The sequence below is a fragment of the Psychromonas sp. 14N.309.X.WAT.B.A12 genome, from assembly GCF_030397575.1.
In the GTDB taxonomy this organism is placed as follows: domain Bacteria; phylum Pseudomonadota; class Gammaproteobacteria; order Enterobacterales; family Psychromonadaceae; genus Psychromonas.
Genome location: NZ_JAPNXS010000012.1, coordinates 26,622 through 38,743, shown reverse-complemented (window position 1 = coordinate 38,743; position 12,122 = coordinate 26,622). Strand labels below are relative to the sequence as shown.

Sequence of the window (12,122 nt, the reverse complement as noted above, 5' to 3'; positions counted from 1 at the left end):
AACTTACCTTCTATCTGTTGTGCATAAGTGCTAATTAAAATGTAGTAATTTTTATTACTGGTTATTCTGTTTTTTCCTTGGGTTTAAATAGACCCTGAATGATACGGTCAATCATAATCGCGCAAAATAGAATCGCTAAACCCGCTAATAAACCTTGTCCTTTTGCTGCAAACTGTAATGCTTGTAGGACATCTGTCCCTAAGCCTTCTGCACCGATCAATGAGGCGATAACCACCATTGATAAACACATTAAAATAGTTTGGTTAATACCAGCCAAAATACTTGATTTTGCTAATGGTAGTTCGACATCCAGTAATAACTTTTTACGTGAACAACCAAAGGCTAATGCACCCTCAACAATCGAGGCGGGAACTTGTTGGATACCTAATGTCGTTAAACGTACTACTGGTGGCATACCGAAAATAATGGTCGCTAACACTCCCGGTGGTTTGCCTGTTCCGAAGAATGCAATGATCGGAATCAGGTAAACAAAGGCCGGCATGGTTTGCATGAAATCCAGTGCAGGTTTAGTAATTGAATCGATAGTTTTGTTTTTGGCACACAACACTCCGAGTGGCACACCAACAACAACACAAATCACCGCAGCAGCACCTAATAAAGAGATGGTCGCCATACTCTTTTCCCAGTAACCAAAAAACGCTAAGTAAGATAGAGCAATAGCGGTATAGAAAGCAGCTTTTATCCCAGATATACGCCATGACATAAATACTATTAGCATCATGATCACAGGCCAGGGTGTCCCTACTAACACAGTTTCAATTACATCTAAAAAGAGGTTAATCAGTTGTGTAATAGCATCAAAGAAATTCGCACCATTAAGTGCTAGGAAGTCAAACATCGAATTAAGCCAATTGGCTGTGGTGTTGAAAATTGCTTTATCCGAAGGAAACTCCACTAACCAGCTGATTTGCTCTGCTGAAATAAAACGATACAGCGTTAATGGGTAAATAAAGGCAAGAATAGCGATACCACATAATAGTGCTTTGCTATGGAAGCCGCTACCTACCGCAGAGTCTTGTCGCCAGCGGCAATATTGTTTCTCGTAAACAGCATTGGCAGTAAAACCTTGGATAAGGAAGACAACAAATAGTAGTAAGCCTCCATAGATAGCGTTTTGACTAGCGCCTTTGGCATTCTCTTCAGCAGCGAGTACTGCTTTTTCTGCGGCTCTTCTTAGATTATCGGAGTTACGAAAAAAAGCGTTAGCGTTGGCTTCTCCATTGTTTAGTGCGGCTTGTCCTTTGGTGGCCATCTCTTGAGACTTAGCAAACAAACGGTCTGCTTGAGCAAGTTTACCGCCTCCCGCTTCGCCCCAGAGGCCTTGGCCAAGTAAAATGGATGAGATTAAAATAGCAATCGCACTCACCCAAAAGAATCCCCACACACTGCGTGAAGCTGCCCATAGCGGTCCAAATAAAGCGGCAAAAAAGTTAAAAGAGATATGCAAACGAGTGTCTGTTTGAATCTTAGTAAAGTGCCCTTGATAATAACTACTTTGACGTTGAGTAAAGTGTTTAATGGGTTGCGTATAATCGACTTGGTTAAGCGAAGCTGTTTGTTGAGTATTCATATTATTCTTCTCCCTTAATGCCTTTAAGCAGGGTATCTTTGCTGATCACACCTATATCTTGACCCGTATCATTAGTAACTATGATAGGTAATGTAGTGGTGACAGAGAGGTCGATTAATGCTTCTAGGCTAGTATTTTCATCTGCACGCAGTGCGGCTGTTTTATCAATGGAACTAGGTAATGTCGTATCGTTAATCGCTAGCATAATGGAATGAGCATTGATTAATTTGAGGTTAGAGATGCCTTTTACAAAGTCTGCGACATATTCGTCTGCAGGTTGCATCACAATCTCTTCTGGTGTGCCTATTTGAATCAAGCATCCATCTTTCATGATGGCAATACGGTCACCAATGCGGATCGCTTCGTCTAAATCATGGGTAATGAATACGGTGGTTTTTTGTAAGTTTTTAGTTAGTTGTACGAATTGGTTTTGTAATTCATGGCGGATTAATGGGTCGAGTGCACTAAAGGGTTCATCCATCAATAACACTTCTGGGTCGCTAGCTAGTGCTCGGGCTAAACCAACACGTTGCTGCATACCACCGGATAGTTGATGAGGCAGTCGATATTCATAACCGGTTAAGTTAACCAGTGATAAAGCGTGTAATGAGGTTTCCCAACGTTGTGCTTTAGGCAACCCTTGTACTTCCAACGGAAATGCTACGTTATCAGCAACCGTACGGTGTGGTAATAAGGCCATGTGCTGAAATACCATACCTATATCTTTAGCACGAGTTTCTCGTAGTGCATTAGGTGATAATGCAGACATATCTTGGTCGAGTACTTTAACCAGACCTGCTGAAGGTTCAATTAAGCGGTTAAGGTGGCGGATAAGTGTGGACTTGCCACTACCTGAAAGCCCCATAATGCAAAAAATCTCACTACGAGCTACTTTGAATGAAACATCTGCAATACCGACTACACAACCAAATCGTTCAAGGACAGTGGCTTTATCTAAGCCTTCACTTTTGACTGCTTCCATTGCTTCTTCGGCTCTATCACCAAATATTTTCCATACATTTTCTAATTGAATTACATCTGTTGTCATACTAAGCCGTACCTATTGTTAAGGTTTTAGAAATATGAATCATTCGAGCACTCCCTTTCCTGGTAAAAAGGCAAGGGAAGCTCATTGTTCAACTCGGTGTTATAGGCCCAACCAAGTGTTGACGATATCTTGATTATTCTTGACCCATTCTGCAGCAACATTAGCTGGTGACTTTTTCCCAACAACCACCGAAAAACTCCATTCGCTCATAATGTCAGAGGTGATTGAGAAGTTTTTCAAGATTTCAGCTGCTTCTGGCTGATCTTTTTCTAATGATTTTGCATAGTGCATTTGCACATAAGTGACTGGCCATCCTGAGTCAGCATTGGATTTTGCTAACCAATCTGGATCGTTTGTTGGTTGGATTGTTTTCCATGTCGCGTCGTTATGTTTTGGCTCTGTTAAGAACACAATGTCATACAAAGCAAAGACATAGTGTGGTGTGTAACAAGAGAAAACATAAGGTTTCTTGGCTTTCACTGCTGCATCAAGTGAAGCAAAGTTAACAGGAATATCCACTTGTACTAACTTAATAGTTTGGTCATAGCCATAGCTTTTAGCGCGGATTATTTCGACAGTAGTTGAAGCTGCACCAGGTTCACCAGCCCAAATCTCACCTTCACCATCGCCATCGCTATCTAATAAGGCTGATTTATCAGGATCAGTCAGATCGTAAATCGATTTAATATCGTATTTATCTGACATCTCCTTAGTAATACACAGCCCTTGTTTAGCTTCAACACTATGTTGATTTTTCACAACAGTGCCGTTTTCAACCACATACTTCTGGTAGAGATTTTGTTGATTGGGTAACCAAACTTCAGGATGAAGTTGCATTGAACCTCGGTCCATTGCTTCCCAAATAATGGGGTTGGTACCGCTTTGCATACCGACATCTAAGCCTAAGTTTTCTTCCAGTACGATTTTAATTACATTCGAAGTAACCCCAGCTGATGGCCAACTTGGCACCCCTAAAACAAGGTCAGCTGATTGTGCTGAAACGCCCGTTAAACCTAGTGATATTGCTAAGCATAATTTTGTTACCCTTTTCATATTACTCTCCATGTTATAGTTTGATTTAAGTTATTTACTTCTCACTTTTTCGTTCTTTGGATCGTAAAGACAATCACTCACTACAACAGCTGGGTAAGGTGTCCCTATGATTTCTACATCTACTTCGCTTCCTTCATCCGCATAAGCTGGGTCAATAAAGCCAAGTACAATGTTCTTTTCTACACGGTAACCATAAGCAGCAGATGTCACGGTACCGACTACTTTTCCATCAACACAGATAGAGTCACCAGGGTGTGCCGCTGCGATATCACAATCAACAGTGATGGTTACAAACTTTTTACGCATCGGTTGGCCTTGCTTAGCAAGTAGTGCCGCTTTACCTGGGAAGTTTGCTTCTTTATTGATTTTAGTGAAGCGATCTAGTGCACTTTCAAATGGGTCAAATTCGGTGATTAAATCGGCTTTCCAATGACGGTAGCCCTTCTCAAGACGCATAGATTCTAGTGCCATTGAACCGAATGGAATAAGGCCGTAGTCAACACCTGCTTCAGTTAATAGTGTATGTGCTAGTAGTAATTGCTCGTTTGGAACATGTAGCTCCCAACCTAATTCACCACTGAAGCTCACGCGCAGTGCTTGTGCTTGTGCATGACCTATGTATACCGATTTAGTGGTTAACCATGGGAAAGCTTCGTTAGACCAATCTGTACGAGGAGATAAACTAGCGATTAAGTCACGTGATTTAGGACCTGTTACCGATAGAATAGTGTGAGTGTTAGTTAATGAAGTGATTTCAACACCTTCGTCAGGTAGGTGTGAACGTAACCAGTCCATATCTTTGTATTCGGCAGCGGCTGCAGAGCCATACCAGAAAGTATCTTCAGATAGCTTGGCAATCGTTGCTTCACCTAATACGTTACCTTTTTCAGTTAAAAAGTAACAAAGACCGATACGACCTACCGTTTTGGGAATATTTGAACACATTAGGCTGTCTAACCATTCCGCTGCTTTAGGGCCTTTAATTTCAAAGCGATTGAAACCATTTACTTCCATGATACCGACGTTTTCAGTGACACCTTTCACTTCTTTCGCCACGATTTTCTTGTCTGTGTCAGTAAACCGGAAGCTATGTTCAAATTTGTAATCTGCATCAGGTTTAAAGAACATCGCACGCTCCCAACCATTCACTACACCAAATTCAGCGTGTTGCATTTTTAGTGTTGTATAAATAGGTGTTGTTTTAGCTAAACGACCGGCTGGACGTGCTTCATGTGGCATGTGGAAGCGAAATTCGTTTTGGTAATCTTCAATAGATTTTAAAGCAGTAAACTCAGTGTTGGCATGTGATGTAAATCGAGCTGGGTCAATACACCATGTATCCCATTCAGATTCACCGTGCACGATGATTTCAGCTAGGATTTTACCGTGACCACCACCTTCACCTAAACCAGCACGTAAGCCGATGATTGAGTAAAGGTTATCAAAACCAGGTGTTTTACCAACCAGAGGATTACCATCTGCAGAGTAAGTGATTGGGCCATTTACAATACTGTGGATACCAGTTCTTTCTAAACATGGCATACGTTCAAATACACGTTCCATGTTATCTAAACAACGGTCTAAGTCATCAGGACAAAGTGCATTTACGAAGTTAGGGTCAATACCATCCATCCCCCATGTTTTACAGCGTTGTTCATAAATACCTACTAATAAACCGTTCTTCTCTTGACGGCTGTAGAAGTCATCTAGTGGGTCACGAAGTAGCGGGACACGCTTACCGAACGCTTCAATTTCTGGAATAGCCTCCGTTAAGAAGTACATGTGTTCCATTGAGATAACGGGGTACTCAATACCTAACATTTTACCTAGCTCGTTAACACGGTAACCACCGGCATTAACTAGTTTGTCACAGCTTACTTCGCCATTTTTAGTTTGCAGCACCCAAGTACCATCTTCTTTTTGGTGAATATCTTCTACCGGGTTATGGCGGAATATTTCAGCACCTGCCTTACGCGCTTCACGTGCTAATGCTTGAGTTAATTGTGCTGGATCGATATCACCATCTAGCGGATCCCAAAGTCCACCAACTAATTCATGTGTTTCGATTAATGGGTGACGTTTGGCACATTCAACAGGGCTCAATAATTCAAAATCAACACCCATGCCTTTAGCTAGGGAAATGAAGTGGTTGTAACCATCAAGGTGTTCTTGAGTCGATGCTAGGCGAATACCACCTGATGCATGATGGTAGTTAATTGGGTTCTCTGGATCGGCTGCTAGTTTTTTATAAAGCTGAATACTGTGGCTTTTTAGGCCAACCATCGTCTGTGTTGCACCAAAGTTTGTTACTTGAGCTGCTGAATGCCACGTGGTTCCTGATGTTAATTCATTACGTTCAATTAAGGCTACATCTGTACATCCTTCTTGGGTTAGATGATAAAGCGTACTACATCCTCCAATACCACCACCAATAACGATAACTTTGTAATGCGATTTCATAAACACTCTCCTAAAGTATGGGTATCAATTTTCTTGTTTCTGTTTGTAAGGTTCATGGCAAATACGATGATTCAGCTTAATTAAAATCAAAATGAATGCGCTTCCATTTTTAGTGTTTTGCAAGCTTGGTGCCGATTTTTTAAATTCATTGATAAAATATTTTTAAAGCCCGATTTACATGAGCTTAAGCTGATAAGTGAGTTTAAAAAAATAAAGAATAAAATCACATAAATGATCCGTTACGCACAGTTTTGGTGACGTTTTGACCAAAAAACGCTCCATGATTGACCATGATCAATAATGAGGCTATCTCTTTAACATTAGATATATAGGGGGTTATGATAAAAATAGTGCTTGCTTATTTTGTGATATAATTAGTTTACGTTGTTGAACAACAACAAGGCATGGCGCCGGGGAGCGTTAGGCTGTGACTTATTATTTCGACCTTGTCACATGTTGTTGGTTAGCCATAAAAAAATATTGAGGATGATATGAAAGCGCATAGCAATTTGATGGGTGATCCGACTATGAAAGATGTCGCAATTGCAGCGGGTGTTGCGTCAGTGACTGTGTCGCGTTATTTGAATGATCCCGCAGTGGTGAGTGACCGAACTAAACAAAAAATAGATGCGGCTATTAAACAGTTGAATTATGTTCCACATGCCGCAGCGCGCACATTAGCGTCGAAGCGTTCAAGAATGATAGGGGCAGTGATTCCCTCTTTGGATAGTAGCTTGTTTGGCCGCACTATAGAGGTGTTTCAAAACCAAATTTCTACTGCTGGTTACAATATGATGTTGGCATCTAATAACTACAATCCAGAAAAAGAGTATGAGCATATTACGCAAATGGTCTCGCATGGAATGGATGCGTTGATATTAGTTGGTCAATCTCGAGATAAAAGTCTTTATGATTTACTCAAGGCAAAAGACATTCCTTATGTATTGACTTGGGCTGTGGATGAAAATCGAGAACACCCTTGTATTGGATTTAATAATCAAGCCGCCGCAGCGGATCTTACTCGTTACTTATTACACCTTGGGCATACTAAATTTGCGATGATTTCAGGTTTCACTGAGCATAATGATCGAGCTTTAAATCGTTTGTTAGGGGTAAGAGCTACACTGGAAAAAGAAAACCTGACTTTATCTGATGACTATTTATTACAAGCTAAATTTGGCATTGAAGAGGGGCGTGAAGCTTTTCGTTTATTAATGTCACGTGCTAATAAACCTACTGCCATTATCTGTGGATCAGAACCTTTTGCTTATGGTGTGATTTTTGAAGCGAAAAGTATGGGGGTTAAAGTGCCAGAAGAAGTGTCGATCGTTGGTTTTGATGACATGGCATTAGCCTCCAATATTACTCCTAGGTTAACGACTATTAGAACGCCGCAGGAACAGATGGGGATGCTTGCTGCTAAATACTTAGTTTCTCGATTAAATGGAGAAGATATTCCCTTGCCTCAACCGTTAACAACAGAGTTAGTGGTGAGAGAGTCTTGCGCGCCGCCACCTAAATCTTAACCCTATTGATTGTTAGTGGTAGTAAAACCATCAAGTTAATATTTTTGACTTGATGGTTTGAATAATAAGGGGTTATTGGCAAGCCAATAGAGTATTTTCAATTAAAGTTGCCACTGTCATTGGACCAACACCACCGGGTACGGGTGTAATAAAGCTCGCTCTTTGCTCTGCAATATCGAACTCTACATCTCCTACTAACTTACCTGATGGCAAACGGTTGATACCCACATCGATCACAACGGCTCCTTGTTTAATCCAACCTCCTGAGATAAAACCTGGTTTACCCACTGCGACGACTAAAATATCTGCTTGCTCTACAAAACCTTGTAAGTTTTGGGTAAATCGGTGACAAACTGTTGTGGTGCAACCTGCTAGTAGCAACTCCATGTTCATTGGGCGACCGACAATATTTGACGCGCCAACAATCACCGCATGTTTTCCTTTTAATGAAATACCATAACGCTCCATTAGCGTCATCACTCCTTTTGGCGTGCAAGAGCGTAATGTTGGAATACGCTGGCAAAGACGACCGACATTGTATGGATGAAAACCATCAACGTCTTTTTCAGGTTTAATACGTTCAATGACTTTAGTGGTGTCGATACCTTCGGGTAACGGCAATTGCACCAAAATACCATTGATCTGTGGATCATCATTTAGTGCATCAACTAACGATAATAAATCTGCTTCGCTGGTGGTTTCTGGTAAATCGTATGATTTAGAAGTAAAACCCACTTCTTCACAGGCTTTACGTTTACTATTTACATAAACCTGAGAAGCAGGATCTTGTCCAACTAACACAACAGCCAAGCCCGGAATCGATAAACCATTGTCTGCACGTGTTTTAACTAATGCTGCAACTTCAGAGCGAACGGTTTTGGAAATAAGTTTTCCATCAATATACTTTGCTGTCATATTTATTCCTTATTGTTGGTTTTATAATCAATTAAAATTTAGTATATGTTTTTTTAAAAAAAAGATAATGCTACTGATTTGCAATTCATTTTTACCTATATGTAACAATAAAAGGGGTTTCAGCAGTAATTTTAACTCAGGGATGCGCTAAGAATGGTCAGGTATTTGGGGGTAGAAGAGTATATTTACTATTAAATCAGTATGTTGTGATAGTCGGTTGTGCAAATAGTTTTTATGTTAGAATACTGCGCTTATTATTAAGCATAATAGTCTAAAAATAAAAAACGACAGTGATTGGTTACCACTCTTTGTGGTACGTAATAACTAATTTAAGTATTAATTTAATATGGAGCTGATGTTTCTATTTACTAATGTGGGTAGGTAAATATCAGAAGTTATGAAATTTAAATCTAAAAAATACAGTATAGAATCTACTGATTATCAAGTAGGCCAAGACAATATTAATAAGTGGGGCTTTGATGTCCACAACACCGTTTTTACTGCTTCAGTAGCTTTATCAATTCTTTTTATCGTTACCCTATTAATGTTAGAGCCAGCAGATGCAAAAGCTGCAATTGACTCAATTAAAGGCGCTGTTTTATCTAATTTCGACTTCCTATTTATGTGGGGAGCAAATATTTTACTGTTATTTGCAGTAGGCATCGCATTCTCCCCTTTAGGTAAAATTCGCTTAGGTGGAGATAAAGCGACAACGGATTATTCAACCACTTCATGGATTGCAATGTTATTTGCTGCCGGTATGGGCATTGGTTTAATTTTCTGGGGGGTAGCAGAACCAACGGCTTTCTATACAAACTGGTATGGAACACCATTGAATGCTGCACCTTTCACGCCTGAAGGTCGTGAACTTGCATTAGGCGCAACGGCGTTTCATTGGGGATTACATGCTTGGGCAATCTACGGCATGACGGCATTATGCCTTGCTTATTTTGTGTATAACAAAGGTTTACCACTATCGATGCGTTCTGTGTTCTACCCTATTTTAGGCGATAGAGTATGGGGTTGGATGGGCGATGTGATTGATGTACTGACGGTATTAGTAACCTTGTTTGGTCTAGCAACCTCGTTAGGTTTAGGTGGTTCACAAGCTGCGAGTGGCATCAGCCATGTATTTGGTTTTGAAAATAGCTTATATCTACAACAGTTTATTATTGTATTGATCATGGGCTTAGCGATTTTATCGGTGACTCGTGGGATGGACGGCGGAGTTAAGCTGTTAAGTAACATTAACATGGTGATTGCTTTTATCTTCCTAGGTTTAATCGCTGTATTAAACTTCACTACTGTACTTGATTCACTAGTAACAGCAGTGGTTGGTTACGTGAAAAATATCGTTCCATTAAGCCAAGCGTCAGGTCGTGATGATACCTCATGGTTACATGGTTGGACTGTGTTCTATTGGGCATGGTGGGTAGCATACGCACCGTTCTTTGGTATGTTTGTAGCACGTATTTCTAAAGGGCGTACTATCCGTGAATTCTTGGTTTGTGTACTCGTCATCCCTACAGTTGTCACTACATTGTGGATGTCAGTATTTGGTGGCGTAGCCATTGATCAAATTATCGATAAGGTCGGTTTACTAGGGGCAGAGCAAGGCATTACAGATGTGTCACTAAGCTTATTCTACATGTTAGATGCTTACCCGATTGGTGACATCTTATCTGTTATTGCTGTTGTACTGATTGTCGTGTTCTTCGTAACCACTCTAGATTCTGGATCTATCGTTATTGATAGCATGACAGCTGGTGGTAAATTAGAAGTGCCAATGAAGCAAAAAATAGTATGGGCCATTATTTCAGGTTTAATTGCGATGGTGATGCTATGGATCGGTGGTACACAATCTATCCAAGCACTGCAATCTATCACTATCATTGCAGCACTACCGTTTACAGTAATCCTACTGATTGGTTGTGTAAGCTTAATGAAAGGCATGTTAACTGAAGTTGAAAAGCCAGTTAAATAACCAAGGTGGTTATTCATTAATAGAGTAACTATTTAATGTCTATTGAAACGCCCTTGTACTAAGTACAAGGGCGTTTTTTATTTTTACTAAAGAGTGTTTAGCTAAGTACTAGTATGGCTTATAATCGCATGTTTACATTCGCTTCAAACCTAATTGCTCTGAATAACAAGGTGACTGATTTCGGTTTATAGAAAACTAGGAAGTTTTATCTAGTTTTTACAGACGGCATCTCCACTTGCTCTCTTCATTACTCTTTAACCCCATTCTGTTGCCCCACCTAGATGAAGAAAAATGTAATTTGATACACTTTTACGCATATAAAAGTGTGATTTTGGTCCCTAGACTGTGTTTGGATGAAAGGTAAAAGGCTGTGATAGTAATGTTCAGTATTAAACCTCTGCTTTTACACAAGGATTAAATGGCGTTTTTAAGCAATGGTTTTCTGTTATAATTATTCTTTTAATGCCAGTTGCAGGTTAGTAGCAATCACTTCTTTAATGTGAATGATATAACACTCTGATTTGGCTTATTGATCGTCTTTCATTTTAATCTTGGTGTTTTATGCAAAATTTCCCTACAAACCGCTTTTCTATTGCTCCGATGCTTGATTGGACTGATCAATACTGCCGTTACTTCCATCGTTTAATGAGTAAAAACACGCTTCTATATACCGAGATGGTGACTACGGGGGCGATTTTATACGGTAAGGGCGATTACTTACAAAGAGATGCTGCGGAACATCCAGTAGCGTTACAATTAGGTGGTTCTGCGCCATTAGATTTAGCACAAGCTGCTAAAGCTGGGGCTGAACGCGGTTTTGATGAGATTAATTTAAACGTCGGTTGCCCTTCTGACCGAGTGCAAAATGGTCGCTTTGGTGCTTGCTTAATGGCAGAAGGTGCATTGGTCGGAGATGCAGTTAAGGCGATGCGTGATGCCTGTGATTTACCTGTTACGGTTAAAACCCGTATTGGTATCGATGATTTAGATTCTTATGAGTTTTTATGTGACTTTGTTGAAAAAGTGAAAGCGCAGGGCTGTGACACATTTATTGTACATGCACGTAAAGCGTGGTTGAGCGGCTTAAGTCCAAAACAAAATCGTGATATTCCACCACTGGATTATGAGCGTGTTTACCAATTAAAGCGTGATTTTCCAGAGTTAACCATTGCGATTAATGGAGGAATTAAAACCTTAGAAGACTGTCAAACTCATCTGCAACACCTTGATGGTGTAATGTTAGGGCGTGAGGTTTATGCTAACCCTTATATTCTAAGTAAGGTTGACCAGCAGTTATTTGGTTGTGATAAAGTGCCGTTGACACGTTTTGAAGTTTTAGAAAAAATGTATCCTTATATTGAAGGGCAGTTGGCGCAAGGCGTACATTTAAATCGTATTGCTCGTCATATGTTGGGGTTATTTCAAGGTTTACCTGGTGCGCGTGCGTGGCGACGCCATTTAAGTGAAAATGGCCATATTCCAGGTTCTGGTATTGAAGTGATGCAAAAAGCCGCGTCATTCGTTCACGAAGAGTAAGGAAGTAAG

At 40.3% G+C, this 12,122-nt stretch carries 8 protein-coding genes; 3 read left to right on the top strand and 5 right to left on the bottom strand.

Translation table 11 applies throughout. The features are described from left to right. Positions 1 to 61: 61 nt before the first annotated feature. From OW492_RS14440 to OW492_RS14425, 4 genes are all read right to left on the bottom strand, one after another. Positions 62 to 1,591 (bottom strand): ABC transporter permease subunit, encoded by a 1,530-nt coding sequence (locus OW492_RS14440; RefSeq protein ID WP_290040998.1) that lies wholly within the window; start codon positions 1,589 to 1,591, stop codon positions 62 to 64. A 1-nt stretch (position 1,592) separates the two neighbouring features. Continuing rightward, positions 1,593 to 2,639, bottom strand: coding sequence for a betaine/proline/choline family ABC transporter ATP-binding protein (locus OW492_RS14435; protein WP_290040996.1), 1,047 nt, complete (start codon positions 2,637 to 2,639; stop codon positions 1,593 to 1,595). Positions 2,640 to 2,738: 99 nt separating this feature from the next. Beyond that, positions 2,739 to 3,692, bottom strand: a complete 954-nt coding sequence (locus OW492_RS14430) for a glycine betaine ABC transporter substrate-binding protein (protein WP_290040994.1) — start codon at positions 3,690 to 3,692, stop codon at positions 2,739 to 2,741. Positions 3,693 to 3,722: 30 nt separating this feature from the next. Beyond that, complete coding sequence (locus OW492_RS14425; RefSeq protein WP_290040992.1) at positions 3,723 to 6,152, bottom strand: FAD-dependent oxidoreductase; 2,430 nt, start codon at positions 6,150 to 6,152, stop codon at positions 3,723 to 3,725. A gap of 491 nt (positions 6,153 to 6,643) precedes the next feature. Between OW492_RS14425 and OW492_RS14420 the strand changes: the two genes are divergently transcribed. Beyond that, positions 6,644 to 7,678 (top strand): LacI family DNA-binding transcriptional regulator, encoded by a 1,035-nt coding sequence (locus OW492_RS14420; protein WP_290040990.1) that lies wholly within the window; start codon positions 6,644 to 6,646, stop codon positions 7,676 to 7,678. A 72-nt stretch (positions 7,679 to 7,750) separates the two neighbouring features. Here OW492_RS14420 and folD read toward each other — a convergent pair whose 3' ends face one another. Next, positions 7,751 to 8,593: a bifunctional methylenetetrahydrofolate dehydrogenase/methenyltetrahydrofolate cyclohydrolase FolD gene (gene folD / locus OW492_RS14415; protein ID WP_290040987.1), complete on the bottom strand. Its 843-nt coding sequence runs from the start codon at positions 8,591 to 8,593 to the stop codon at positions 7,751 to 7,753. A gap of 397 nt (positions 8,594 to 8,990) precedes the next feature. Here folD and OW492_RS14410 point away from each other — a divergent pair, with 397 nt between their 5' ends. Then, on the top strand, positions 8,991 to 10,577 hold the full coding sequence (locus OW492_RS14410; protein ID WP_290040985.1) for a BCCT family transporter: 1,587 nt from the start codon (positions 8,991 to 8,993) through the stop codon (positions 10,575 to 10,577). A gap of 561 nt (positions 10,578 to 11,138) precedes the next feature. Continuing rightward, on the top strand, positions 11,139 to 12,113 hold the full coding sequence (gene dusA, locus OW492_RS14405; protein ID WP_290040983.1) for a tRNA dihydrouridine(20/20a) synthase DusA: 975 nt from the start codon (positions 11,139 to 11,141) through the stop codon (positions 12,111 to 12,113). Positions 12,114 to 12,122: the final 9 nt, after the last annotated feature.